General features: G+C 72.2%; 22 protein-coding genes. 4 read left to right on the forward strand and 18 right to left on the reverse strand.

Features of this window, described 5'->3' with window-relative positions; translation table 11 throughout:
* Positions 1-239 precede the first annotated feature (239 nt).
* The 16 genes from AB0E05_RS19820 to rsmH form a co-directional block, all read right to left on the reverse strand.
* On the reverse strand, positions 240-1,328 hold the full coding sequence (locus tag AB0E05_RS19820; protein WP_361965135.1) for a DivIVA domain-containing protein: 1,089 nt from the start codon (positions 1,326-1,328) through the stop codon (positions 240-242).
* A gap of 64 nt (positions 1,329-1,392) precedes the next feature.
* Positions 1,393-1,683 carry a YggT family protein gene (locus AB0E05_RS19825; protein ID WP_361965137.1) on the reverse strand — a complete coding sequence of 97 codons (291 nt, stop codon included), beginning with the start codon at positions 1,681-1,683 and terminating at the stop codon, positions 1,393-1,395.
* Between the two features lie 71 nt (positions 1,684-1,754).
* Positions 1,755-2,372 (reverse strand): cell division protein SepF, encoded by a 618-nt coding sequence (gene sepF / locus AB0E05_RS19830; protein WP_361965139.1) that lies wholly within the window; start codon positions 2,370-2,372, stop codon positions 1,755-1,757.
* Between the two features lie 141 nt (positions 2,373-2,513).
* Positions 2,514-3,236, reverse strand: coding sequence for a YggS family pyridoxal phosphate-dependent enzyme (locus AB0E05_RS19835; protein WP_361965141.1), 723 nt, complete (start codon positions 3,234-3,236; stop codon positions 2,514-2,516).
* On the reverse strand, positions 3,233-3,997 hold the full coding sequence (gene pgeF, locus AB0E05_RS19840; RefSeq protein ID WP_361965143.1) for a peptidoglycan editing factor PgeF: 765 nt from the start codon (positions 3,995-3,997) through the stop codon (positions 3,233-3,235). The genes AB0E05_RS19835 and pgeF overlap by 4 nt, the downstream gene beginning before the upstream one ends.
* Entirely contained in the window at positions 3,994-5,193 is a 1,200-nt protein-coding gene (gene ftsZ, locus AB0E05_RS19845; protein ID WP_361965145.1) for a cell division protein FtsZ, read from the reverse strand. Before ftsZ ends, pgeF begins: the two co-directional genes overlap by 4 nt.
* Positions 5,194-5,470: 277 nt before the next feature.
* Positions 5,471-6,277 carry an FtsQ-type POTRA domain-containing protein gene (locus AB0E05_RS19850; protein WP_361965147.1) on the reverse strand — a complete coding sequence of 269 codons (807 nt, stop codon included), beginning with the start codon at positions 6,275-6,277 and terminating at the stop codon, positions 5,471-5,473.
* 62 nt (positions 6,278-6,339) lie between these two features.
* Positions 6,340-7,428: an undecaprenyldiphospho-muramoylpentapeptide beta-N-acetylglucosaminyltransferase gene (gene murG / locus AB0E05_RS19855; protein WP_361965149.1), complete on the reverse strand. Its 1,089-nt coding sequence runs from the start codon at positions 7,426-7,428 to the stop codon at positions 6,340-6,342.
* A 6-nt stretch (positions 7,429-7,434) separates the two neighbouring features.
* Positions 7,435-8,850, reverse strand: coding sequence for a putative lipid II flippase FtsW (gene ftsW / locus AB0E05_RS19860; protein WP_361965151.1), 1,416 nt, complete (start codon positions 8,848-8,850; stop codon positions 7,435-7,437).
* A gap of 58 nt (positions 8,851-8,908) precedes the next feature.
* Positions 8,909-10,390, reverse strand: a complete 1,482-nt coding sequence (murD, locus tag AB0E05_RS19865; protein WP_361965154.1) for a UDP-N-acetylmuramoyl-L-alanine--D-glutamate ligase — start codon at positions 10,388-10,390, stop codon at positions 8,909-8,911.
* Positions 10,387-11,457, reverse strand: a complete 1,071-nt coding sequence (gene mraY, locus AB0E05_RS19870) for a phospho-N-acetylmuramoyl-pentapeptide-transferase (RefSeq protein WP_361542365.1) — start codon at positions 11,455-11,457, stop codon at positions 10,387-10,389. Before mraY ends, murD begins: the two co-directional genes overlap by 4 nt.
* Positions 11,454-12,884 carry a UDP-N-acetylmuramoyl-tripeptide--D-alanyl-D-alanine ligase gene (gene murF, locus AB0E05_RS19875; RefSeq protein ID WP_361965155.1) on the reverse strand — a complete coding sequence of 477 codons (1,431 nt, stop codon included), beginning with the start codon at positions 12,882-12,884 and terminating at the stop codon, positions 11,454-11,456. The genes mraY and murF overlap by 4 nt, the downstream gene beginning before the upstream one ends.
* 4 nt (positions 12,885-12,888) lie before the next feature.
* Positions 12,889-14,622, reverse strand: a complete 1,734-nt coding sequence (locus AB0E05_RS19880) for a UDP-N-acetylmuramoyl-L-alanyl-D-glutamate--2,6-diaminopimelate ligase (RefSeq protein WP_361965157.1) — start codon at positions 14,620-14,622, stop codon at positions 12,889-12,891.
* 124 nt (positions 14,623-14,746) lie between these two features.
* Positions 14,747-16,741, reverse strand: coding sequence for a penicillin-binding protein 2 (locus AB0E05_RS19885; RefSeq protein WP_361965159.1), 1,995 nt, complete (start codon positions 16,739-16,741; stop codon positions 14,747-14,749).
* Between the two features lie 4 nt (positions 16,742-16,745).
* On the reverse strand, positions 16,746-17,426 hold the full coding sequence (locus AB0E05_RS19890) for a cell division protein FtsL (protein ID WP_361965161.1): 681 nt from the start codon (positions 17,424-17,426) through the stop codon (positions 16,746-16,748).
* 49 nt (positions 17,427-17,475) lie between these two features.
* Positions 17,476-18,432, reverse strand: coding sequence for a 16S rRNA (cytosine(1402)-N(4))-methyltransferase RsmH (gene rsmH, locus AB0E05_RS19895; protein ID WP_361965163.1), 957 nt, complete (start codon positions 18,430-18,432; stop codon positions 17,476-17,478).
* Between the two features lie 425 nt (positions 18,433-18,857).
* Between rsmH and AB0E05_RS19900 the strand changes: the two genes are divergently transcribed.
* The 4 genes from AB0E05_RS19900 to AB0E05_RS19915 all read left to right on the forward strand — a co-directional run bounded on the left by AB0E05_RS19900 (position 18,858) and on the right by AB0E05_RS19915 (position 24,488).
* Entirely contained in the window at positions 18,858-19,415 is a 558-nt protein-coding gene (locus tag AB0E05_RS19900) for a carbonic anhydrase (protein ID WP_361965165.1), read from the forward strand.
* A gap of 221 nt (positions 19,416-19,636) precedes the next feature.
* Complete coding sequence (locus tag AB0E05_RS19905; RefSeq protein WP_361965167.1) at positions 19,637-20,680, forward strand: MoxR family ATPase; 1,044 nt, start codon at positions 19,637-19,639, stop codon at positions 20,678-20,680.
* A complete protein-coding gene (locus AB0E05_RS19910) occupies positions 20,680-22,071 on the forward strand; it encodes a DUF58 domain-containing protein (RefSeq protein ID WP_361965169.1) in 1,392 nt (463 codons plus the stop codon). The genes AB0E05_RS19905 and AB0E05_RS19910 overlap by 1 nt, the downstream gene beginning before the upstream one ends.
* The gene (locus AB0E05_RS19915) at positions 22,068-24,488 is read left to right on the forward strand and encodes a DUF3488 and transglutaminase-like domain-containing protein (protein ID WP_361965171.1); all 2,421 of its coding nucleotides are present in this window, start codon (positions 22,068-22,070) and stop codon (positions 24,486-24,488) included. Before AB0E05_RS19910 ends, AB0E05_RS19915 begins: the two co-directional genes overlap by 4 nt.
* Before the next feature lie 322 nt (positions 24,489-24,810).
* Here the strand turns inward: AB0E05_RS19915 and AB0E05_RS19920 are convergent, their stop codons facing one another.
* Positions 24,811-25,218, reverse strand: a complete 408-nt coding sequence (locus tag AB0E05_RS19920) for a DUF3040 domain-containing protein (RefSeq protein ID WP_361965173.1) — start codon at positions 25,216-25,218, stop codon at positions 24,811-24,813.
* Positions 25,219-25,474: 256 nt separating this feature from the next.
* Positions 25,475-26,257 (reverse strand): methyltransferase, encoded by a 783-nt coding sequence (locus AB0E05_RS19925; protein WP_361965175.1) that lies wholly within the window; start codon positions 26,255-26,257, stop codon positions 25,475-25,477.
* Between the last annotated feature and the right edge of the window lie 27 nt (positions 26,258-26,284).

Below are 26,284 nucleotides of genomic sequence, written 5' to 3' on the forward strand. Positions count from 1 at the left end.
AAAACGCTCGGCTGGGAAACCCCAGCCGAGCGCCTCGCTAAGCTCCTGGCAACAGCCAGATGATCACTGTGTTGCGACGACCCCTGGAATTCGCCTCACGAGGGCGGGGCCTTCGTCGCACCAGCACCAGCCGTATCCGCATCCGCAGGGCACGGCCAAAGGGCCGGGCCCGGACAGAGTGTGTCCGGGCCCGGCCCTTGGGACTGACTGCCGACGACCGAGTCGTCATCGTTCGGCGATCAGTTGTCGTCCTCGTCGATCAGGAAACCGCGCATCGGCGAGGGCGCCTGCTGCATCGGCTGCGGCGCCTGCGGGCGGACCGGAGCCATCGGCTGGGTCATCGCGGGAGCCATCTGCTGCTGCCCGCCGTACGACGGGCTGCCGCCCATCGACGAACCCATGGACGGGGCACCGCCCATGGAGTGGCCCATGGAGGGGGCACCGGCCGAAGCCATCGACGGCGACGGCGGCAGCGAGGCCGCCGCAGGCGTCCGCGGCGGGGCCAGCGAGTCGTCCGCCTGGGTCTCCAACTGGCGCAGCTGGCTCTCCAGGTAGGACTTCAGCCGGGTGCGGTACTCGCGCTCGAAGCCCCGCAGGTCCTCGACCTTGCGCTCCAGCGTGGCACGGGCGGACTCCAGCGAGCCCATCGCGACGCGGTGCTTCTCCTGGGCGTCCCGCTCCAGGGCGTCGGCCTTGGCGCGGGCGTCCCGCTCCAGGCCCTCGGCGCGCGAACGCGCCTCGCCGACGATCTTGTTGGCCTCGGAACGGGCCTCCGCGATCGCCTGGTCGGCGGTCTGCTGCGCCAGGGAGAGGACCCGGGCGGCGCTGTCGCCACCGGGACCGCCCTGACCGGGCATCTGCTGCGGGTGGCCGCCCATGGGACCGCCCTGCATCTGGCCCATCGGACCGCCCATGGGGCCGCCCTGCATGGGACCGGGGCCACCCTGCATCGGGCCGGGGCCGCCCATCGGGCCGCCGTGGCTGGGACCGGCCGGCAGCTGCGGTGCTCCACCGGGCAGTTGGGGCGGACCCATCTGCTGCGGGGGCTGCTGCTGGACGGGGGGTCCGGATATGGCAGCGGGCACCGGGGCCCCGGGCCGTGCGTCCTGCGGCTCCGGCCCCTTGCGCATGCCCTGCTGCTGGTTCTGCGCCGCCGCTCGGGTCGCCGCGGCCAACTTGGCGCGCAGGTCCTCGTTCTCGCGAAGCAGGCGGGTCAGTTCGGACTCCACCTCGTCGAGAAAGGCGTCGACCTCGTCCTCGTCATAGCCTTCTCGGAGGCGAACGGTCGTGAACTGCTTGTTCCGCACGTCCTCGGGGGTCAGCGGCATCTCTTCTTCACCTCTACGTAGTCGTCGGCAGTCGGCAAGACCGTATCGTCCACAGTTACCCCGCTCATCCAGCGAACTTTCCCACGATGGAGATCAGGATGTAGACGATGATCATCAGAACGAAGAAGGACAGGTCTAGTGCCACGCCCCCGAGACGCAACGGCGGGATGAACCGCCGAAGAAGCTTGAGCGGTGGATCGGTGACAGTGTAGGTGGCCTCAAGGATGACCACCATCACCTTCCCGGGTTGCCATGAACGGGCGAACTGGAAGACATAGTCCATGACTAGCCGGAAGACCAGCACGACCAGGAAGCACACCAGCGCGATGTAGACCACCTCTAGTGCGACGCCCATTCCGCGCTTCCCTCTCCCCTGTGCTCACGTGCCCCCGACCTGCGCGGTCGGGTTCGTCCCGATGTCGTGTCTCAGCTCTGGTTGAAGAATCCGCCCTCTGCGATACGGGCCTTGTCCTCCGCCGTGACATCGACGTTAGCAGGCGAGAGGAGGAAGACCTTCTGAGTCACCCGTTCAATACTCCCGTGGAGGCCGAAGACCAGTCCCGCGGCAAAGTCGACAAGTCGCTTCGCGTCGGTGTCGTCCATCTCGGTCAGATTCATGATCACCGGGGTGCCCTCACGGAAGTGTTCCCCGATGGTACGGGCCTCGTTGTAGGTCCGCGGGTGCAGTGTGGTGATGCGGTACGGCTCCCGCTCGGACACGACCTTGGGCATGATCACCGGTGCGTTCTTCTCCAGGCTCGGACGTTCTGGTGTGATGGATGCCACGGGGGCGATGCGCGCCGGGCGTCCGGATTCCGCGGGGAGCGAAGGGGCGTGCGCCACCGGCTCGCGCTGCGCCGGGGGTTGCACCGCGCGCACCGGCTCCTCCCGCTCCAACTGGTGCGGCGGCTGGTGCCGCCGGTGGTCCCGCTCGGGCTCCGGCTCGGGTTCGAAGTCGTCGTCGGGGTCGAAGCCCCGGCCGTCGTAGCCATCGTCCTCCACGAGGCCGAGGTAGACCGCCATCTTGCGCATCGCGCCGGCCATGCTCTGAGTCCTCCGCTCTGAGGTGGATCGCCGTCTCGCCGTTGTTGCAAGTGTCACCAAGTGTCCGCGATCCACGTGGCATGCCCGCTTCTTGGCGGGAATGACCATATTTTCTGCTGTGGTCCGACCTGCTTCGCGACGTTACCCGAGCCGGGGACGGACTCCGAGTACCGCGGTGCCGACGCGCACATGTGTCGCCCCCGCAGCCACGGCATCTTCGAGGTCACCACTCATCCCCGCGGACACCATCGTTGCAGCAGGATGCCCCGCGCGCAGGCGTGATGAGAATTCCACCAACTGCTCGAAGGCGGCCCCCGGCCGGCCCGCGAGGGGTCCGGCCAGCGGCGCGACGGTCATCAGCCCGCCGAGGCGCAGCCCCGGCGCGGCCTCGACCGCGTCCGCCAACTCCTCGATTCCGTCGGGTGCGACGCCGCCGCGCTCTCCGCGGACGGCGCCTTCCTCGGCGTCGAGGGCGACCTGGATCAGACAGCCGACCTCGCGGCCGGCCTGCTCCGCCGCGGCGGAGAGCGCTGTGACAAGTCTTACTCGATCGACCGACTGCACCAGGTCGGCGTAGCGCACGACGGAGCGGACCTTGTTGGTCTGCAACTGTCCGACGAAGTGCCAGGTGAGGTCGAGGTCGGCGCACTCGGCCGCCTTCGGCGCCGCGTCCTGGTCGCGGTTCTCCGCCACATGGCGTACACCGAGTTCGTGGAGGATCCGCACATCGCTCGCGGGATAGGTCTTGGTGACGACGATCAGCGTCACTTCCTCCCGCTTGCGCCCGGTTGACGCACAGGCAGCGGCGATACGTTCCTCCACCGATGCGAGGTTTGCGGCGAGTTCGCTCCGACGGTCCGTCATGCCTCTCCTGCCCCAGGGTCGTCCGACTCCGCGAGCCAGACGTATCCGGCCAACCGCCCGGTGACGCGGTCGCGGCGGTACGAGTAGTGGTCCCGGGACTCCAGGGTGCAGACGTCGGACTGCTGACGGCCCGTGACCCCGAGCGCGGCGAGTTGGGCGTGCACCGCGGCGGTGACGTCCACGGCCGGGGTGCCCCAGCTCGTCTCGGACCACGCGGCCGGTTCGACTTCGGCCACCTGCGCCCGCATCGGGGCCGGCACCTCGTAGCACCGGCCGCAGACCGCGGGGCCGGTGCGGGCCAGGATCCGCTCGGGCCGCGCGCCCAGGGACACCATCGCCTCGACGGCGGCGGGCACCACGCCCGCGACCGTGCCGGGGCGGCCCGCGTGGGCGGCGCCGACGACCCCGGCGACGGGGTCGGCGAGCAGGACGGGGGTGCAGTCCGCGGTCAACACGGCGAGGGCGAGCCCGCGTCGGGCGGTGACCACCGCGTCGACGGCGGGGATCGGGCCCTCGCCCCACGGGCCGTCGACCACGGCTACGTCCCGGCCGTGGACCTGGTTCATCCAGACGACCGCCTCGGGGTCGAGCCCCAGTTCCTTCGCGGCGATCGCCCGGTTGGTGCGGACGGCCGCGGGGTCGTCGCCCACCGCGCCGCCGAGGTTCAGCTCTTCGTACGGAACGGCGCTCACCCCGCCCCACCGGTCGGTGAAGGCGAAGTGCGCGCCGCTCTCGTGTATCGCGTCGTGCCGCACGGTCACTTCAAGAAGTCCGGTACGTCCAGCTCCTCGGCCGAGGTGTCGCTGTAGGTGCGGGTCGGCGGGACCTGGGGCGCCTGCGTGCTGGCCTCGGGCACCGGCGCGGGCTCGACCGGGGACTCCTCGCGGACGGGCACCGCGCCCAGGGACGAGGTGGGGCGGGCGGTCTCGACCGGGCGGGACGGCGCCGGCGCCGGCTCCTCGCGCTTGGCGGAGGACGAGCCGAGGACGGTGTCCCGGCGGGCGGGCGGCTGACCGCCGTCGAAGCCGGCGGCGATGACGGTGACCCGCACCTCGTCGCCGAGCGCGTCGTCGATGACCGCGCCGAAGATGATGTTCGCCTCGGGGTGGGCTGCCTCGCTCACCAGCTGCGCCGCCTCGTTGATCTCGAAGAGACCGAGGTCGGAGCCGCCGGAGATGGAGAGCAGGACCCCGCGGGCGCCGTCGATGGACGCCTCCAGCAGCGGCGAGGAGATCGCCATTTCGGCCGCGGCCACCGCGCGGTCGTCGCCGCGGGCCGAGCCGATGCCCATCAGGGCCGAGCCCGCCTCGGACATCACGGACTTGACGTCGGCGAAGTCGAGGTTGATCAGACCCGGGGTGGTGATGAGGTCGGTGATGCCCTGGACGCCGGAGAGCAGGACCTGGTCCGCGGACTTGAACGCGTCCAGCACGCTGACCTGACGGTCCGAGATGGACAGCAGCCGGTCGTTCGGGATGACGATGAGGGTGTCGACCTCTTCGCGCAGCTCGGCGATGCCGTCCTCGGCCTGGTTGGCGCGGCGCCGGCCCTCGAAGGTGAAGGGTCGGGTGACCACACCGATCGTCAGGGCGCCCAGCGAGCGGGCGATGTTGGCCACGACGGGAGCGCCGCCGGTGCCGGTGCCGCCACCCTCGCCCGCGGTGACGAAGACCATGTCGGCCCCCTTGAGGACCTCCTCGATCTCCTCGCGGTGGTCTTCGGCGGCCTTGCGGCCGACGGCGGGGTTGGCGCCGGCGCCGAGGCCCCGGGTGAGTTCGCGGCCGACGTCGAGCTTGACGTCGGCGTCGCTCATCAACAGGGCCTGCGCATCGGTGTTGATCGCGATGAACTCAACGCCCTTGAGGCCGACCTCGATCATTCGGTTGATGGCATTGACACCACCGCCGCCGACACCGATGACCTTGATGACTGCGAGGTAGTTCTGCGGTGCTGCCACGTCGAAGGCCTCTCGCCTCGAAATACGTGTCGTCGTGGTCTGCTTCGCGCGCCGCGACGACGGATGCCGATGGGACGGTCCGTAACGCCGACCCGAACCCTAACGTTGAAGTTTAGGGTTACCAGAGTGTCTGTCCGCTGGACTCTTCCGAACAGGACACTAAGTCGGCGAGCGGCGCACGTTCAACGAACACGCCGAACCTCCCGTTTTTCTTTTCACCCTATGTGATCAGCCGTTGCGCGCACCACCCAGGGGGCCGGGGCGGGGCAGGTGTGCGTCAACTCCCGGCCACCGCGGGCGCGGTGGGAGCGCTGACGTCGAAGTCGCGGGACTTCGGCGCGGCCTTCATGAGTGCGGTCAGGGCACGGGCCTTGAGCTCGCCTCCTTCGGGGCTGCCCCAGACGACGGTCCGTCCCCCCGTCAACTCCAAGGTGATGTAGTCGTATGAACGGACTGCGACTTTGAGCGTGTCCGCGGCGACCGCCTTCGGCAGGTCGCCCTTGACCCGCACCGCGCCGGCGACCAGCCGGTCCGGGCCGAACCGGCCGAGACTGGGGGCGTCGGCGACGTCCAGGGCGAGCCGGGGGACGCCCTTCGGCGGCGTGGTCGACGTCGCGAACCGGACGCCCTTCGCGTCGACTTCGACGAACTTCGCGCCCTCTTCGAGGAGGAGGACCGGCTTCCGCTCGGTGACGTCGAGCACGACGCCGTCCGGCCAGGAACGGGACACCTCCACCGAGTCGATCCGCGGCAGCCGCTTCTTCAGCCGGTCCTCGACCGCGTCCGTGTCGACGGAGACCAGGGGCGAGCCCAGCGGCACCCGCGCGGCCCCGCTTACCTGTTCGGGGGTGAGCACGCCGACGCCGGAGACCTCCACCCGCTCCGCCCGCAGCCAGGAGGAGCCGTACAGCGCCCAGACGATCCCCCCGCCGAGCGCGAGGGCGACGACGAGCAGCAGGAGCGTACGGGGGCTGAACCGGCCGCGGAGGCGAGCGAGGCCGGCGAACCGGCGCCCGGGCGGCGGCCCGGACGCGCCCGCTGACGGTTTGCTCACACCGCGGTCGGCAGTGGTGGGTCCGGCCACGCTCCGGGTCTCCTTCCGACCCGGGCCCGGGTCACCCCCGGGCCCGATCCACGAGCGAGGCCCTAGCGGCGGGCCGCGATCGCCTCGTACACCATGCCGACGAGGAGTTCGTCGGCGTCCCTGCGGCCGAACTCGGCGGCTGCACGGGACATCTCGTACAGCCGGTGCGGGTCGGCCAGCACCGGAAGGACGTTGCCCTGGACCCACTCGGGGGTCAGTTCGGCGTCGTCGACCAGCACTCCACCACCCGCCTTGACCACCGGCTGGGCGTTCAGCCGCTGCTCGCCGTTGCCGATCGGCAGCGGGACGTAGGCGGCGGGGAGCCCGACGGCGGAGAGTTCGGCGACGGTCATCGCGCCCGCGCGGCAGAGCATCATGTCGGCAGCGGCGTACGCGAGGTCCATCCGGTCCACGTACGGTACCGGGATGTACGGCGGCATTCCGGGCATGTTGTCGGCGCGCGGCAGTTCGTTCTTCGGGCCGACGGCGTGCAGGATCTGGATCCCGGAGCGCTGGAGCACCGGCGCGACCTGCTGGACGACCTCGTTGAGGCGGCGCGCGCCCTGGGAGCCGCCGGAGACCAGCAGGGTCGGCAGATTGGGGTCGAGGCCGAAGGCGGCGCGCGCCTCGGGCCGCATCCGGGCGCGGTCCAGCGTGGCGATGGAGTACCGCAGCGGGATGCCGATGTAGCGGGAGCCGCGCAGCTTGCTGTCCGGGGTGGCGACGGCGACCGCGGCGGCGTAGCGGGAGCCGATCTTGTTGGCCAGGCCGGGGCGGGCGTTGGCCTCGTGGATGACGATCGGCACGCCGCGACGCTTGGCGGCGAGGTACCCGGGCAGGGCGACGTATCCGCCGAAGCCGACGACGCAGTCGGCCTTGGTGCGCTCCAGGACCTGCTCGGCGGCCTTGATGGTGCCGCGCAGCCGGCCCGGGACGGTGATCAGCTCCGGGGTGGGCTTCCGGGGCAGCGGTACGGCCGGGATCAGGGCCAGCTCGTAACCGCGCTCGGGCACCAGTCTGGTCTCCAGGCCGCGTTCCGTGCCCAGGGCCGTGATGCCCACGGTCGGGTCCTGCCTGCGCAGGGCGTCAGCGAGCGCGAGCGCGGGCTCGATGTGGCCGGCGGTCCCCCCGCCGGCGAGTACGACATGCACCGAAATTCACCGCTCTCCGGACGGACGCCTGGTGACGCGCCGTCTCATCGTCTTCCATCTCACGCCTGGCGTACGCACCGCCAGGGCGGCCTTCGCGGCGGGCTCGTCGCGCGCGAAGGCGATCAGCAACCCGATCGCGAACATGGTCGGCAGCAGGGCGGACCCTCCGTAGGAGAACAGCGGGAGCGGGACCCCGGCGATCGGCAGCAGACCGAGCACCGCACCGATGTTGACCACGGCCTGGGCCGTGATCCAGGTGGTCACGCCTCCCGCGGCGTACCTCACGAAGGGGTCCTCCGTGCGTCCGGCCACGCGGATACCCGCATAGCCTAGAGCCGCGAACAGGGCGAGCACCGACAGCGTCCCCGCCAGGCCCAGTTCCTCGCCGGCGATGGCGAAGATGAAGTCCGTGTGCGGTTCCGGGAGTTGTCCCCATTTTTCCACACTTGCCCCGAGTCCGGAACCGAACCATCCGCCGGAGGCCAGGGCGTAGATCCCGTGCACCGCCTGCCAGCACTCCCCCTTGGGTCCCAGGTCGATGGCGCCGATGCACTCCAGCCGGGACATCCGGTTCGCGCTGGTCTTGATCAGGAAGAAGCCGACGAGGACCACGGCCCCGAGGACGCCCGCGAAGAGCCGGGTGGGCGCCCCGGCGAGCCACAGCAGGCCGAAGAGGACCGCGGAGACGATGATCGCGGTGCCCATGTCACCGCCGAGCATGATCAGCCCGAGCAGCATGAACGCGACCGGCACCAGCGGCACCAGCAGGTGCTTCCACTGCGCCAGCAGCCGTTTGTCCTGCTTGCGCGCCAGGAGGTCGGCGCCCCACAGGATCAGCGCCAGCTTGGCGAACTCGCTGGGCTGGAGCTGGAACGAGCCGCCGAGCGACAGCCAGTTCTGGTTGCCGCCGACCGAAACCCCTATCCCCGGCACCTGCACCAGCACCATCAGGAACACGGTGACCATCAGCAGGGGGTACGCCAGGGCCCGGTGCAGCTTGATCGGCATCCGGGAGGCGAGCAGCAGCAGCCCGGCGCCGATGACGGCGGCGAGGAACTGCTTGCGGAAGAAGTACGAGCCCGGGAGCGACAGCTCCAGCGCCTTGATCATCGACGCGGAGTACACCATCACCAGTCCGAGGACGGTGATCAGCAGGCTGCTCCCGAGGATCAGGTAGTACGCGGTGAGCGGCCGGTCCCAGGCCCGGCGCGCCCGCTCGTACAGCCGTCGGGGTCCCCGCCAGCGAGGGGGCCGCGGCGTCCCCGACGACCGCCCGGGCCGGCCGGTGCCGCCGGCCCGCGGGCCGCGCACGGCCCCGGTCGTACGGCTCCGCAGGGCCGTGCCCGCGGCCCGGCCGGCACTCGCTCCCGCGGCGGCGGGCGCGGGCCCGCCGTACCACCGCGTCAGGTCCGGCATTCGCATCGGCGCAGTCCCCTCCAGTCGGGCCCGGCGCCCTGCCAGCGCGCGGAGGTCGGGCCGGTCAGGCGCGCTCGGCGGCGAGGGTACGGACCGCAGCCGCGAACGCCTCGCCCCGCTTGTTGTAATTGGCGAACATGTCCATCGAGGCGCAGGCCGGGGCCAACAGGACGGTGTCTCCCGGCTCCGCCAGCCGCGCCGCTTCGCGGACCGCCGCCGCCATCGCCCCAGTGTCCGTCCGGTCGAGGTCCACGACCGGCACATCGGGTGCGTGTCGCGCCAGGGCCGCCGCGATCAGGGCGCGGTCGGCGCCCATCAGGACGACCCCGCGCAGCCGGTCCGCTGCGCGCGCCGCCAACTCGTCGAAGGTCGCGCCCTTGGCGAGGCCGCCGGCGATCCACACGATCGGGTCATAGGCCGCCAGCGACGCCTCGGCCGCGTGGGTGTTGGTCGCCTTGGAGTCGTCGACGTAGGTGACCTCCGCGACCTCCGCGACCTTCTCGATGCGGTGCGGATCGGGCCGGAAGGCGCGCAGCCCGTCCCGTACCGCGGACGCCGGTACGCCGTAGGCCCGGGCCAGCGCCGCCGCGGCCAGCGCGTTGGCGACGTTGTGCGGGGCGGGCGGGTCGACGTCGGCGACCTCCGCCAGCTCCTGCGCCTGCTCCCGGCGGTTCTCGACGAAGGCCCGGTCGACGAGGATGCCGTCGACGACGCCGAGCTGCGAGGGGCCGGGGGTGCCGAGGGTGAAGCCGACGGCGCGGCAGCCCTCCACCACGTCCGCCTCGCGCACCAGGTCCTCCGTCGCCGGGTCGGCGACGTTGTAGACGCAGGCGACCTCGTTGCCCTCGTAGATCCGGCCCTTGTCCGTGGCGTACGCCGCCATGGAGCCGTGCCAGTCGAGGTGGTCGGGGGCCAGGTTGAGCACCGCGGCGGAGTGGGCGCGCAGCGAGGGCGCCCAGTGGAGCTGGTAGCTGGAGAGCTCCACGGCGAGGACGTCGTACTCCTCCTCGCCGAGGACGGCGTCGAGGAGCGAGACGCCGATGTTGCCGACGGCGGCCGTCTTCAGGCCCGCGGCTTCGAGGATGGCGGCGAGCATGCGCACGGTGGTGGTCTTGCCGTTGGTGCCGGTGACCGCGAGCCAGGGGGCCGGGGCCCGTCCCGATCCGGTCTCCCGCAGCCGCCACGCCAGTTCGACGTCGCCCCAGACCTCCACGCCGGCCTTCTCGGCCGCGGCGAACAGCGGCTTGTCGGGCCGCCAGCCGGGGGCCGTGACGATCAGCTCGGTGCCGTCGGGCAGGGTGTCCCCGTCGCCGAGGCGGACGGAGATCCCGCCCGCCCGTCGCCCACCGCCCTTGTCGGAGGCGCTGCGCGCCGCAGCCCAGTCCGCCAGCTCCGCGGCCTGGGCCCGGGCGCGCTCGTCGTCGCCGTCGTTGACGACCGTGACGTGCGCCCCGAGGCCGTGCAGCACCTTCGCCGCGGGGATCCCGGAGACCCCCAGACCGGCGACGGTGACCCGCTTGCCCGACAGCTCCTCGCACGTGCTCACTTGTCCGCCGCCCAGCCCGCGTAGAAGAGTCCGAGACCGACGATCACGCACATGCCCTGGATGATCCAGAACCGGACCACCACAAGGACTTCTGACCACCCCTTTAGTTCGAAGTGGTGTTGGAGCGGCGCCATGCGGAAGACCCGCTTGCCGGTCATCTTGAACGAGCCGACCTGGATGACCACGGACATGGTGATCAGGACGAAGAGGCCGCCGAGGATGGCCAGCAGCAGTTCGGTGCGGGAGCAGATCGCGAGGCCCGCGAGCGCGCCGCCGAGGGCCAGGGAGCCGGTGTCACCCATGAAGATCTTCGCGGGTGAGGTGTTCCACCACAGGAAGCCGAAGCAGGAGCCCATCAGCGCGGAGGCCACCACGGCGAGGTCGAGCGGATCCCGCACCTCGAAACAGGCTTCCGGGTTGGTCAGCGACAGCGCGTTGGCGCAGGACTCCTGGAACTGCCAGAGGCCGATGAAGGTGTACGCGCCGAAGACCATCACGGACGCGCCGGTGGCCAGGCCGTCCAGACCGTCGGTCAGGTTCACGCCGTTCGACATCGCGAGGATCATGAACAGCGCCCAGACCACGAACAGCACCGGGCCGATCGCCCAGCCGAAGTCCGTGATGAACGAGAGCTTGGTGGAGGCCGGGGTGTTGCCGCGCTGGTCGGCGAATTGCAGCGAGAGCACCGCGAAGGCGATGCCGACGATGAGCTGTCCCGCCATCTTCGCCTTGGCCCGCAGACCCAGCGAACGCTGCTTGACGATCTTGATGTAGTCGTCCAGGAAGCCCACCAGGCCCATGCCGGCCATCAGGAAGAGGACGAGCAGACCGGAGAAGGTGACCGGCTCCCCGGTGATCACCTTGGCGAGCGCGTACGCGATCAGGGTGGCCAGGATGAAGGAGATGCCGCCCATGGTGGGCGTGCCCTTCTTGCTGCCGTGGGTGCGCGGGCCGTCGTCCCGGATGAACTGCCCGTACCCCTTGCGCGCCAGCAGCTTGATCAGCAGTGGCGTGCCGATGAGCGTGAGGAAGAGCCCGATGGCCCCCGCGAAGAGGATCTGCCTCATCGAGCGGCACCCTGCCCATCCGAAGGAGCTGCCCCGTCATCGACCAGCGTCTGGGCAAGCCGCTCAAGCCCGACCGACCTGGATGCCTTCACCAGCACGACGTCTCCCGGGCGCAACTCTCTGCGCAACAGGTCGACCGCCGCCTCAGCGTCGGACACGTGCACCGACTCCTCACCCCACGAACCCTCGTTATATGCGCCCAGTTGCAGCCAGGACGCTTCCCTGCCCCCGACTGCGACGAGCTTGCTGACGTTGAGTCGGACGGCGAGCCGTCCCACCGCGTCGTGCTCGGCGAGTGCTTCGTCCCCGAGCTCGGCCATCAGACCGAGCACCGCCCACGTGCGTCCCCCCCGGCTCCGTGCGTCCTTGCCCATGGCGGCAAGCGCGCGCAGCGCCGCCCTCATGGATTCGGGGTTCGCGTTGTAGGCGTCGTTGACGATCGTCACGCCGTCCGGACGCTCGGTGACCTCCATGCGCCAGCGGGAGAGGTTACCTGCCTCGGAGAGCGCGCTGGCGATCTCGTCGACGGGCAGGCCCAACTCATGGGCGACGGCGGTCGCGGCGAGCGCGTTCGACACGTGGTGCTCACCGTACAGCCGCATCGTCACATCGCTGCACCCGGTGGGGGTGTGAAGCGTGAACGCGGGCTGCCCCTGCGGGGTGAGACGCACGTTCTCGGCACGGATGTCGGCGTTGTCCGACTCCCCGAAGGTCACCACGCGGGCCTTCGTGCGCGCCGCCATGGCCCGTACGAGGGGGTCGTCCGCGTTGAGCACGGCCACGCCGTCCTCGGGCAGCGCCTCCACGATCTCGCCCTTGGCCTCGGCGATCCGCTCCCGGCCGCCGAACTCGCCGATGTGGGCGGTGCCGACGTTCAGGACGAGGGAGATCCGCGGCGGTACGAGCTCGGTGAGGTAACGGATGTCGCCCACGTAGCGGGCGCCCATCTCCAGCACCAGGTGCTCGGTGGCGGCGTCGGCGCGCAGCGCGGTGAGCGGCAGCCCGATCTCGTTGTTGAGGTTGCCCGCCGGGTAGACCGTCGGGCCCTTGCGCGACAGGAGTTGGGCGATGAGGTCCTTGGTGCCGGTCTTGCCGACCGATCCGGTGAGCGCGACGGTGGTGGCGCCCAGGCGCTCCACGACGTGGCGCGCGAGGGCGCCCAGGGCCGCGGTGACGTCGGGGACCACGACGGCGGGCACGCCGACGGGACGGGTGGCGAGGACGCCGACGGCGCCGTCGGCCACGGCCCGTGCGGCGTAGTCGTGGCCGTCGACGTTGGCACCGGCGAAGGCGACGAAGAGGGCGCCGGGGGCGACGGCCCGGGAGTCGGTGACGACGGGGCCGGTGACCTCGGCGGTCGGATCCGGTATGTCGTGCGACTGCCCGCCGACGATTTCGGCGACCTCGGCGAGGGAGAGGGTGATCACAGGGTCATCCCCGGGGCTTCTCGTGCGATGGGTGCGGTGGGACGGGGGCGGCTGCCGCCGTACGGGAGGCGCGGATGGCTGCGCGCAGGACCTGGCGGTCGTCGAAGGAGCGGACGACTCCGGCGACGTCCTGGCCCTGCTCGTGGCCCTTGCCGGCGATCAGGACGGTGTCGCCGGGCTCGGCGCGGGCCACTGCGGCGGCGATGGCCGCGGCCCGGTCGGCCTCGACGAGCACGTGGCCGCGCTCGTGGGCGGGCACCTGGGCGGCGCCGGCGAGCATGGTGGCGAGGATCGCGAGGGGGTCCTCGGAGCGGGGGTTGTCGGAGGTCAGCACGGCGGTGTCGGCGAGCCGGGCGGCTGCCGCGCCCATCGGGCCGCGCTTGGTGGTGTCGCGGTCGCCGCCGCAGCCGAGCACGATGTGCAGCCGGCCCTCGGTGACCTTGCGCAGCGAGCGCAGCACGGACTCGACGGCGTCGGTCTTGTGCGCGTAGTCGACGACGGCGAGGTAGGGCTGACCCTCGTCGACGCGCTCCAGCCGGCCGGGGACGCCCGGGACGGCGGCGATGCCGTCGGCGGCCGTCTGCGGGTCGATCCCGGCGACGGCGAGGGTCACGACGGCCGCGAGGGTGTTCGCGACGTTGAAGGCGCCCGGGAGCGGTGCCTCGGCCCGGACGCGCTGACCGGCGGGCCCGACGACGGTGAAGACGGAGCGGACGGCGCCGAGTTCGACGTCCTCGGCGCGCCAGTCGGCGTCCGGGTCGCCCTCGGCGGAGAAGGTGGTGACCGGTACGGACGCCTCCTTGGCGAGCCGGCGGCCCCACTCGTCGTCCAGGTTGACGACCCCGGTGCGGCTGCGCGCCGGGGTGAACAGCCGTGCCTTCGCCCGGAAGTAGTCCTCCATGTCGGAGTGGAACTCCATGTGCTCCGGGCTGAGGTTGTTGAAGACGGCGACGTCGAAGACGCAGCCGTCGACCCGGCCGAGCACCAGGGCGTGGCTGGAGACCTCCATGGCGACCGCCTCGACGCCCCGCTCGCGCATCACGGCGAACAGCGCCTGGAGGTCGGTGGCCTCCGGGGTCGTGCGCTCCGACTTGACGCTCTCGCCGCCGATGCGGGTCTCGACCGTGCCGATCAGGCCGGCGGCGCGGCCGGCGGCGCGCAGGCCGCCCTCGACGAGGTAGACGGAGGTCGTCTTGCCGGAGGTGCCGGTGATGCCGAGCTGGAGCAGGGACTCGCCGGGGTGTCCGTAGATCGCGGCGGCGAGCTCGCCCATGTGCCCGCGGGGGTCGTCGGCGACGAGGACGGGCAGGCCGGTGGCGGCGGCCCGCTCGGCGCCCGTGGGGTCGGTGAGGACGGCGACCGCGCCGAGGTCGGCGGCCTGGGCGGCGAAGTCGGCGCCGTGCAGCCGGGCGCCCGGCAGGGCGGCGTACAGGTCGCCGGGGCGCACCGCGCGGGAGTCGTGGGTGATGCCGGTGACCTGGGCCTGATCCGGCGCCGCTCCCCCCTCAGGGGCCCTCAGCCCCGCTCGGACCGCCAGCTCCCCGAGGGGTGTCGGATGGAGGCGGTGCGGTCGGGGGGCTCCCGGCTGCCCGGCCGACTCGGCCGCGCCTTCCGGGGAGGTCGTTCCGTACTGATCAGGGTGTGGCACGGCGGTGAGCGTACCGGGCGTGGTGCGGGCGGGGCCAAAAGAGGTCCGTCCGGGGCCGTGGTTCCCGGAATCGGGGGTGATCGTCGTCACTGGTGGTTCCTTGGATCAGGGGATGTGCGTCGGGCGGCCGGGGCGGCTCGGGAGTCGTGCCCGGGTGGCTCCGGGGCGCGGCAGGGCGGCGTCCGGCGGGTACGGGTGCCCCGGGGGACACCGGTCAACCGCCCGGTTTGAAGGTGACGGGCAGCCCGGCGGGCTCGGCGCCCGTCGGCGGGACCTGGAGGGTCTTCAGGGCGAAGGCCATCACCTTCTGGTAGATCGGGCCGCAGATCTGGCCGCCGAAGTAGCTGCCCTTGGTCGGGTTCTGGATGGCGCAGTAGACGGTGACCCGGGGCTTGTCGGCGGGGGCGAATCCGGCGAAGGAGGCGGTGTAGCCGCGGTAGCGGCCCAGTTCGGGGTCGACGCGGTTGGCCGTGCCCGTCTTGCCGGCGACGCGGTAGCCGTCGATGCGGGCCTTGGTGCCGGTGCCCTCCTCGTTGCCGACGACGGACTCCAGCATGGCCGCCAGGGTGGTGGCGGTCTTCTCGCTGACGACCCGGGTCTTCTGGGGGGCGGGCGCCGCGGCGAACCGTCCGTCCGGGCCCTTGGAGCCGCGGACGAGGGTGGGTTCGATGCGGACGCCGCCGTTGGCGATGGTCGAGTAGACGGACGCCGCCTGCATGGCGTTGATGGACATGCCCTGGCCGAAGGGGATCGTGTACTGCTGCGAGGTGGACCACTTCGACGGCGGGGCGAGGATGCCGGGCGTCTCGCCCGGGTAGTCGAGGCCGGTGGGGCTGCCGAGGCCGAACTTCTTCAGGTACGAGTGGAGCACCTGGTTGGCCTGGGCCTGGGTCTTGCCGAGCTGGCCGGTCGCCAGGATGGTGCCGATGTTGCTCGACTTGGCCAGGACGCCGTTGAGGGTGAGGTACCAGGTCGGGTGGTCGACGTCGTCCTTGAAGAGGCGGTCGCCGCGGTGCAGCCGGTTGGGGACCACCACGTGAGTGTCGGGGGTCGCCGCGCCCTCTTCCAGGACGGCGGCCATGGACACGACCTTGGCGGTGGAGCCGGGCTCGAACGCGTCCTGGAGCGCCGCGTTGCCCAGCCCGGCGGCGTCCGCCCGGTTGAGGTCGTTGGGGTCGAAGCCGGGCGAGTTCGCCATCGCGAGGACCTCGCCGGTGCGGGTGTCCTGCACGATCACGTAACCGCGGTCGGCCTTGGACTTCTCCACCTGCTCGGAGATCGCCTGCTGGGCCGCCCACTGGATGTCCCGGTCGATGGTGAGTTCGATGTCGGAGCCGGGGACTGCGGGGGTCTCGCGGGTGCCGCCGGCGGTGGGCACCCGGCGTCCGCCGGACTGGGCGTAGGTGACCTCGCCGTCCTGGCCGGCGAGTTGCTTGTCGAGCATGGACTCGACGCCCCCGCCGCCGCGGCCGTCGGCGTTCACGTATCCCAGTATCCCGGCGGCCAGCTCGCCGTTCGGGTACACCCGCTTGCTGCTGGGCTCCTGGAAGACGCCGGCGAGGACGTTGGCGCCCGGGCCACCCTTGGCCTTGTCCTCGCGGGCCTTCTCGGCGAAGACGCCCTTGAGGTCCTTGATCTGGTTCCACACCTGGGGGGTCTGGCGACGGGCCAGCACGGTGTAGCGGGACTTGGGCTTCTTGAGCTTGGTGACGACGTCCTCGACGGGCACGTTCAGGACGGGTGCGAGCAGCGCCGCGGCCTGTTCGGGCGCGTCGGGGGCCTTGCTCTCCTCGGGGGTGAACAGCTTCGGGTCGGCGGTGATGTCGTACGCGTCGACGCTGCTCGCCAGCGCGATCCCGGACCGGTCGGTGATCTCGCCGCGCTCGGCGGCGAGTTTGACGCTCAGGTAGCGGCTCTTGTCGGCCTTGGCCGCGTACGCCTCGGCATCCACCGCCTGGACCTGGAGGAGGCGGACCACGAAGGCGAGCATCACCAGGGTGAGCCCGAAGCCGACCAGGCGCAGTCGGGGGCGCGGGCTGCCGAGCCGCAGGGGGCCGGTGCCGCGCGGGCCGCGGGGCCCGCCGGGGCCGCCGGAGGGGCGGCGGGCGGGGCGGGCGGACGGTCGTGGGGACGGTCCCGGGACCCGGCCGCGCGAGGGGGCTCCCCGGTCCCGGGGGGCGGGGCGCCGGCGTGGTTCCTGAGGGGGCACTGCGTCACCTGCCGGGGGGCGTCTGGGGCGGTTGCGCGGACGTGTGGGACCGGAGGGCGGGCTGAGGGCTGGTCTGGGGCTCGGGCAGCGGGCCCTGGCTCTGGCCGGTCTGGCCGGTCTGGCTCTGGACCTGGTCCTGACCCTGCCCCTGGCCTGTGGGCTGGCCCTGGTTCGGGGACGTGTCCTGCTGCGCCTGGGGGCCGGCGGCCGCGGGCGAGGACGACGGCCCCAGCGTGGGCTGTCCCGTGGAGTCGGCCGGGGGCGGCACCGTCGGCGGCTCCTGCTCGGCGCCCGGCGGCGACGGGTCGGCGTCGGGCTTCGCCGCCTTGCCGGGCTCGCCCTTGACGGTGCCGTCGGGGTCGATGAAGGCGGGGCCGCCGCCGGGGACCATGCCCAGCTCCCGGGCCCGCCGCTCCAGGGCGTCGGGCGCGGAGCGGTCGTCGACGTCGCGCTGGAGGGCCTGCTGTTCGTCGGTGAGTTCGGTGGTCTTGCGCTTCAGCTCGCTGAGCTCGAAGGAGCCTTCGTTGAGCGAGGAGTTCAGCATCAGCAGGGTGATGAGGCCGCCGCCGAGGAGGACCACGATCAGGAAGACGAAGGGGGTGCGGGCCGCGTTGCTGGGGCCCGCGGGCATCAGCCGGGCGAGTCTCGCGGCGCGTCCCCTGAGCTGTTTGCCCGCTGTGCTCACCGCATCCTCCCGCTCGCTCCGCCGTGCGTGTGTCCGCTGCCCGTATGACTCACCGCGCGTCCTCACGGATGCGCTGTGCTCCCCTCAGACGCGCCGGGGCGGCCCGCCGGTTCTCGGCGACCTCTTCCTCGGTCGGCAGCTCGGCGCCCCGGGTCAGCAGCTTCAGCCGGGGCTGGAACTCCTCGGGGACGACGGGCAGCCCGGGCGGCGCCGTGTTGCTGGCGCCGGCCGCGAAGACCTGCTTGACCAGCCGGTCCTCCAGCGAGTGGTACGACAGCACCGCGATCCGGCCGCCGACGTCCAGGGCCCCCACGGCCGCCGGGATCGCCCGCTCCAGGACGCGCAGCTCCCCGTTCACCTCGATGCGCAGGGCCTGGAAGGTGCGCTTGGCGGGGTTGCCGCCGGTGCGCTTGGCGGCCTGCGGCAGGGCGTCGCGGATGAGTTGGACGAGTCGGGCGCTGTGGCTGAACGGCTCCTGGTCCCGCTCGCGCACCACTGCGGAAACGATCCGTTTGGCCTGCTTCTCCTCGCCGTACGTCCGCAGGATCCGCACCAGTTCGCCCGGCGGGTAGGTGTTGAGGACCTCGGCGGCCGAGATGCCGGTCGTCTGGTCCATCCGCATGTCCAGCGGGGCGTCCTGGGCGTAGGCGAAGCCCCGGTCCGCCTCGTCGAGCTGCATGGACGAGACGCCGAGGTCGAACAGGACGCCCTGCACGCGCGGGAGGGAGAGCCGGTCGAGCACCTCGGGCAGTTCGTCGTACACCGCGTGGACGAGCGTGGCGCGCTCCCCGAAGGGCGCGAGGCGCTCGGCCGACAGCCGCAGGGCCTCCTTGTCCCGGTCGAGCGCCACCAGCCGGGCCTCGGGGAACCGGGTCAGCAGGGCCTCGCTGTGCCCGCCGAGTCCGAGGGTGCAGTCGACGACGACGGCTCCGGGGTGCTCCAGGGCGGGGGCCAACAGGTCCAGGCACCGCTGGAGCATCACCGGGACGTGTCGGGTATTGCTCACGGGGCCCTCTCAGGTCCGGCGCGGGGCTGGAGCGACCGGCGAGCTGAGAAGGAAGGCCGAGCCGTGCGTATGCCGCACACGCGGGGAGACGATCTGGAAATCTACTGGACGGACGTGCGGGACGTACTGGACGTACCGGCGGAACGACTGACCGTACTGGACGCGACCGGACGTGCCGGCCTGCCCGGTCCTGCCATCGGTGCAGCACGGGCCGCGCCAGTGGACTGCGCGTCACTTTAGTCCACGGTCCTGCCCGGTCAATCAACCGGTCGACGGCGTGGCGGGCGGGGGAACGGTTCCGCCGATTCACTCGAACGGATGTCGACACATCGCCTCTGTGGGTTACCTCACAACAAGCCGCGTTGATGTTCTTTGTCCGCTCTCACAGCAGGCCGGAGGGGTGCCTTCCCGTTACCGTCGTCGACATGACGACTTCCGCGCACCTCCCCGCCGACAGCGCGCGCACCGACAACGCGCGCACCGACGGCACGGTCACCGATCGCCTGGTCTCGGCGAACCGGAGCTACGCGACCGACTTCCAGGACCCCGGGATGGACGCCCGCCCCGTGCTGCGGGTGGCGGTCGTCGCCTGCATGGACGCTCGGCTCGACCTGCACGCCGCCCTCGGCCTGGAACTGGGCGACTGCCACACCATCCGCAACGCCGGCGGCGTCGTGACGGACGACGTGATCCGCTCCCTCACCATCAGCCAGCGGGCCCTCGGCACCCGGAGCGTCATCCTGATCCACCACACCGGCTGCGGCCTGGAGTCGCTGACGGAGGACTTCCGGCACGAGCTGGAGGACGAGGTGGGTCAGCGTCCGCCGTGGGCGGTGGAGGCGTTCCGCGACGTCGACCAGGACGTGCGGCAGTCGATGCAGCGGGTGCGCACCTCCCCGTTCCTGCTCCACACCGACGACGTGCGCGGCTTCGTCTTCGACGTGAAGGAAGGGCTGCTGCGGGAGATCGACCCGGCCGCCTGACGCCGTCGTCGGCGCCGACGTGCACCCTCGCGCCACCGGATATGTCCGGCCAACCCCCCCAAACCCGCCACTGTTATCCACAGGCAAGTGACACGAAGCGGTAACGGCAACAAGAATGCGGGGAGAGGCACGCCCCTCGAACCGATGGGGGGCGGTGCCCGTGTTTCGGGGTGGGCCGGGCATCGCAGTCCCGGCCCGGAGAACGGGCCGAGGAGGGCCGTGTGACGACCTATGACGATCGAGCGAGCCTCACAGATCTGACCGCCACAGCGGATCGTGTCCGCAGGTCGGTGGAGGGTGTGATCGAGGGCAAGCCCGAGGTCGTACGGCTCACGCTGACGGTGCTGCTCGCCGAAGGACACCTCCTGATCGAGGACGTGCCGGGCGTGGGCAAGACGATGCTGGCGAAGACGCTGGCGCGGTCCGTGGACTGCACCGTCAGACGCATTCAATTCACGCCGGACCTGTTGCCGTCCGACATCACCGGCGTGTCCGTCTTCGACCAGCACGAGCGGGACTTCGAGTTCAAACCGGGCGCCATCTTCGCCCAGATCGTCATCGGCGACGAGATCAACCGCGCCTCGCCCAAGACCCAGTCGGCGCTGCTGGAGTCGATGGAGGAGCGGCAGGTCACCGTCGACGGGAGCACGTACGAGCTGCCCAGCCCCTTCATGGTGGTGGCCACCCAGAATCCGGTGGAGATGGAGGGCACCTATCCGCTGCCCGAGGCCCAGCGGGACCGCTTCATGGCCCGGGTGTCCATCGGCTACCCGAGCGCGGAGGCCGAGTTGCGCATGCTCGACGTGCACGGCGGGCCCTCGCCGCTGGACGACATCCAGCCGGTCGCCCATGCGCACGACATCGTGAAGCTGATCGAGGCGGTCCGCGGCGTGCACGTCGCCGAGTCCGTCCAGCGGTACGCGGTCGAGCTGGTCGCCGCCACCCGCAGCCATCCGGACCTGCGGCTGGGCGCCTCGCCGCGGGCCACGCTGCACCTGCTGCGCGCCGCCAAGGCCAACGCCGCGCTGAACGGCCGGGACTACGCCCTGCCGGACGACGTCCAGGCGCTGGTGGTGCAGGTGCTGGCGCACCGACTGTTGCCCACCGCGCAGGCCCAGTTGAACCGCCGCACGGCCGAACAGGTCGTGCTGGAGATCCTCCAGCGCACCCCGGTGCCCACGGCCGGCGGCAGCCAGGCGGCGTACGTCCCCGGCCACCAACCCCCGCAGTACTACGGCCGGCAGCACGACGCACGGCGGTTGTGATGCCCGCCGCGGACACCGCCGCCGGTGCACCCGCCGATGCCGCCGCCCCCGCTTCGGCGCTCGCCGAGCGGGGGCAGGGCGGCCTGCGGGTGGCGCTGAGCGGGCTGACCACCCGGGGACGCTCGTTCGTGGCCGCCGGAGTGGCGGCCACGGCCTGTGCGTACGCCCTGGGCCAGGACGACCTGTTGCGGGTGGGGCTGCTGCTCACGGCGCTGCCGCTGGTGTGCACCGCCGTCCTGTACGGCACGCGCCACCGGGTCGCGGGCAGCCGCCGGCTCGCGCCCGCGCGGGTGGCCGCCGGCGCGGAGGCCAGGGTCCATCTACGGATGGACAACATCTCCCGGATGCCCACCGGTCTGCTGATGCTCCAGGACCACGTGCCGTACGTGCTGGGGCCCCGCCCCCGGTTCGTGCTGGACCGCGTGGAGGCGGCCGGGCGGCGCGAGGTGTCGTACCGGGTCCGCTCGGACCTGCGGGGGCAGTATCCGCTCGGACCGCTCCAGCTCCGCCTCACCGACCCCTTCGGCATGTGCGAACTGACCCGGTCCTTCAGCGCGTTCGACGTGCTCACCGTGATCCCGCACACCGAGCAGCTCCCGCCCGTGCGCCTGGCGGGCGAGTCCGCGGGGTACGGCGAGGGGCACCGCCGCTCGCTGGCGCTCGCCGGCGACGACGACATCATCCCCCGCGCCTACCGCCACGGCGACGACCTGCGCCGGGTGCACTGGCGCTCCACCGCGCGCTTCGGCGAGTTGATGGTGCGCCGCGAGGAGCAGCCCCAGCGGGCCCGGTGCACCGTCCTGTTGGACACCCGCTCGGTGGCCTACGAGGGCGTGGGCCCGGACGCGGCCTTCGAGTGGGCGGTGTCGGGCGCGGCCTCGGTCCTGCTGCACATGATGGCCCAGGGGTACACGGTCCGACTGCTGACGGACACCGGGGATTCGGTGCCCGCGGAGGGAGCCGACGGCTTCGCCGGCGCGTCCCAGGAGTCCGCGGACGCCGCGGGCCTGCTGATGGACACCCTCGCCGTGGTCGACCACTCCGACGGGCTGGACTTCTCCCCGTCGTACGGCACGGCGCGGGGCGCCGGTGAGGGGCTGCTGGTCGCCTTCCTCGGCGACCTCGACGAGGAGCAGGTGACGCGCGTGGCACGCATGCGGCAGCGCGGCTCGGGCGCGGTGGCCTTCGTACTGGACAGTGAGGCGTGGGTGACGGGCGGGGCTGCGGCCGGGCCGGTGGAGGCGCGGCTGAGGGTGCTGCGGGAGGCCGGCTGGACGGCGCTCGCGGTGCCGCCAGGCGCGGCACTGCCCGCCCTGTGGCAGCAGGCCGGCCGGCAGCGCGCCGAATCCCTCGGGCTCGGCGCGGGCGGCGTCGCGGGAGGTCGGTCATGAGCGGACGCGCCCGGATCGCGCTCTGTGCGTACGCGGCGACGCTGATGGCGGCGAGCGCGATGCTGCCCCTGCTGGACTCGGCTCGCTGGCTGGTGCTGGCCGCGGTGCTGCTCGCGGTGCAGTTCGGGGCGGGCGCCGTGGGCAGGCGGGTGTCGCTGGCCCGGCCGCTGACCCTGGTCTTCCAGGCCCTCGTCGGTCTGATGCTGCTCACCGTGGCCTTCGCCCGGCAGGAGGCGCTGCTGGGCGTGGTGCCCGGCCCCGAGGTGCTGGCCCGGTTCGGCGAGCTGCTCTCCCGGGGCGGCCAGGACATCGAGCGGTACGCGATCCCGGCGCCGTCCTCCGCCGGCATAGAGCTGATGGTGATCGGCGGGGTGCTGGCGGTCGGCCTGATGGTGGACGCGCTCGCGGTGACCTACCGCAGCGCCGCCCCGGCCGGTCTGCCGCTGCTCGCGCTCTACTCGGTCGCCGCGGGCCTCGCCGGCGACGCGGCGAGCGTGCTGTGGTTCCTGGTCTCCGCGACCGGCTATCTGCTGCTCCTGCTGGCGGAGGGGCGCGATCGGCTCTCCCAGTGGGGCCGCGTCTTCGGCGGTACGTCGGCGGCGGCGCGCGGCGCGCAGGGCGCCCGCTCGGCGGGTCCGCCGCTGGCCCCGGTGCGCACCGGCCGGCGCATCGGGGTGCTGGCGCTGGGGGTCGCGCTCGTGGTCCCGGCGGCCCTCCCGGCGCTCGACAGCGGCCTGCTGGCCGACTCGCGCTCCGGCAGCGGCTCCGGCTCGGGCGGCAGCACGATCAACGCGGTCAATCCGCTCGTCTCGCTCCAGGACAGCCTGAACCAGCCCGAGGACGTCGAGGTCCTGCGCTACCGGACGAACGCGCCGGACAAGGACGGCATGTACCTGCGGTTCGTGGCGCTCGACCAGTTCGACGGCACGACGTGGAAGACCTCGGAGCGCGGCGTCAAGGACGTTCCGGACCGGCTGCCGCAGCCGACGGGCCTGAGTTCGTCGATCGCGACGCAGGAGGTCCAGACGAACATCACCGCCTCCGACGGCTACCGCCAGGACTGGCTGCCGATGCCGTATCCGGCGACCCGGGTGGACATCGACGGCCGCTGGCGCTTCGAGCCGGAGGGCCGCACCCTCGTCGGCGACCGCGGCCAGAACACCCGCGGCGTCGAGTACTCCGTCAGCAGCCTGCTGGTGAAGCCCACGTCGGAGGACCTGGCGACGGCGCCGCGTCCGCCGGCCGACATCGTCGCGGAGTACACCAAGGTGCCCTCGTCGCTGCCGGACGTGGTCAAGGAGACCGCGGAGAACATCACCGTCGGCGCCCGCAACGACTACGAGTCCGCGGTCCTCCTCCAGGACTGGTTCGCGGTGAACGGCGGCTTCACCTACGACACCGACGTGCGGTCCGGTACGGGCGTCTCGGCGATCACCCGCTTCCTGCGGGACAAGCGGGGCTTCTGCGTCCACTTCTCCTTCTCGATGGCCGCGATGGCCCGCACCCTGGGCATACCGGCCCGGGTCGCGGTGGGGTTCACCCCGGGCACCCAGCGCGCCGACGACACGATGTCGGTGAGCATCCGCAATGCCCACGCCTGGCCCGAGCTGTACTTCGAGGGCGTGGGGTGGACCCGTTTCGAGCCCACGCCCAGCATCGGCAGCGTGCCGGACTACGCCCTGCCGGACTCGCCGTCCACGGGCCCGTCGGACCCGGCGGCGCCGCAGCCGTCCGTGTCCCAGGCACCCTCCGCGGCGGCGTCCACGGTGGAGACCTGCCCGGCCGACCAGCGGCGGCGCGGGGAGTGCGAGAGTTCGGCGCCGGCCCTGGCGGTCACGCCCCCCGCTTCCGACGGCTCCTCGTGGCGCGTCCCGCTGATCGCGCTCGCCGCGCTCGTCGTGGTCGTGCTGCCGCTGTTGCCGGTGTTGTGGCGGATGCGGTTGACCGCGCGTCGGCTGGGCTCCCGGGGGCGTACGCCCGACGACGCCCGGGCCCGGACGCTCCAGGCGTGGCTGGAGGTGTTGGACACGGCGTGGGACCACGGCATCGTGCCCGACGACGCCCTCACGGCCCGCAAGTCGGCCGAGCGGATCGTGCTGCTGGGCCGTTTGGAGGGCGAGGCGGCCGAGGCCGTCCACCGGATCGCCGGTGCGGTGGAGCAGGTGCTGTACGCGCCGCAGCCACGGGCCGCCACGGGCCTGGTCGACGACGTCGGCCGGGTGCGCGCCGGACTGGCAGCGGCAGCGGGCCGGTGGGAGCGAGTGCGGGCCCGGCTGTTCCCCCGTTCCGCCGTTCGGGTGGTCTGGGCCGTTTCGGCACGGTGGGGAGCGTTCCTGGAGCGCGGTCGCACCGCGGTGCGTTCCCGGATGCCACGCAGGCTGCCCGGCCTGCGGCGCCCGTCCCGTCAGCGCGGCTGAGCGGGTGCGCCCGGGTCACGGCCCGGGCGCACCGCACGGACTGAGGCACACGGGCACACGGAGTCATGTGGCTGAGGGCCCACCCCCGACGTAGGGGGGCGGGCCCTCAGCCTGGTGGTGCTCCGAACGGCAGCCACACCTCTCCGGAAGGCCCTTCGGATCGGCCTCAGGTCCACGTCGGGGTCGGTACAGCACAATGCCCCGTGTCCGCCGCGGAGGGCGGGCATGGGGCATTGAGGGACTCGCGTCCGGAGAGACGGGCGTGCCGGGGTGTCAGAGCCGGACACGGCTGCGGGCGCACCGCCCACGGGCCGTGGGTGACTCAGTGTCCTTGCTCGTCACGGCGGCGCTGCCACCGTTCTTCGATGCGGTTCATCATCGACTTGCGCTGACGTGTTTGCCGGGGCTGACGACGGGCGCCTCCCGCCGCGTCCCCCATGGTCCGCTGCTCGCCCGGCTTGGGCGCCTTGCGCCAGCCGGTGACCGCCAGAACCGCACAGCCCAGCATGACGAGGAACCCCACCACGCTGATCCAGATCTGCTGTGCGACCATTCCGGCCATGAGGAGCGCGATACCCACCAGGAAGCCTGCAACCGCCTGGTAGACCCGTCGCCGGGTGTACGTACGCAGCCCGCTTCCCTCAAGCGCTGTCGCGAATTTGGGATCTTCGGCGTACAGCGCTCGCTCCATCTGCTCGAGCATTCGCTGCTCGTGCTCCGAGAGCGGCACGGAGTCCTCCTAGTCGTCGGCCGCGGGGGCGACCGGATGCGGCCCTTTCAGGATAGGCAGGGAATCGCCCCCGTGAAACCCGCCCTCTATGTCGTTACGTCAAATCGCTGATCGGGCCGCCACGGCGGCTCGGCCTGCTGAGGCGTAGATTCCCCAACCTCCGATCCGTCATGCCGGACGGTGTCCCTCGATCATACGGGGCGAACGACACGTTCGGGTGGTATGTGTCGTAGTCCATCTGCTGCTACACCGCTGATCAGCGATGCTTCTGGGCCAGCACGTGCAGCTGGGTGGCGATGGAGCGGAAGGCCGGCAGTTCGGCCGCCGCGGCCTCCAGCTTCAGCAGGGCGTCCAGCGCACCGGGCTCGGTGTCCACCAGGACCCCGGGGACGAGGTCGGTGAAGACCCGTACGCCGTGCACCGCGCCGGCCTCCGCGCCGGCCCCGGCCACGAGGGCGGTGAGCTGGTCGGCGGTGAAGCGCCGGGGCACCGGGTCGCCCTCGCCCCAGCGTCCCGCCGGGTCGTCCAGGGCGTGCCGCGCCTCGGTGAAGTGCCCGGCCAGGGCGCGGGCGAGGACCGCGCCGCCCAGGCCGGCGGCGAGCAGGCTGAGGGCGCCTGCGGGCCGCAACGCGTCGACCGCGTTCCGTACGCCCCCGGCGGGGTCGTCCACGTACTCCAGCACGCCGTGGCACAGGACCAGGTCGTAGCCCTCGCGCTCGACGACGTCGAAGAGGCCGTGCACATCGCCCTGGACGGCCTTCACCTGGTCGGCCACGCCGGCTTCGGCGGCCCGTCGCTCCAGCGCGAACAGCGCGTTGGGGCTGGGGTCGACGACGGTGACGCGGTGCCCGAGCTGGGCGAGGGGCACGGCGAAGGAGCCGCTGCCGCCACCGGTGTCGAGCACGTCCAGGGCGTCCGCCCCGGTGTCCTTGACCCGCTGGTCGATGGCGTCCTTCAGGACCTCCCAGACCACGGAGGTACGCAGAGCGGCGCGGGGCGGGCGCGAAGTGGTCTCCCCACGGGGGGCCTGGTCCGGCACGGCAGTTGACTCCTCGGGCGGTACCGC

The organism is Streptomyces sp. NPDC048057 (genome assembly GCF_040653095.1).
Taxonomy (GTDB): Bacteria; Actinomycetota; Actinomycetes; order Streptomycetales; family Streptomycetaceae; genus Streptomyces.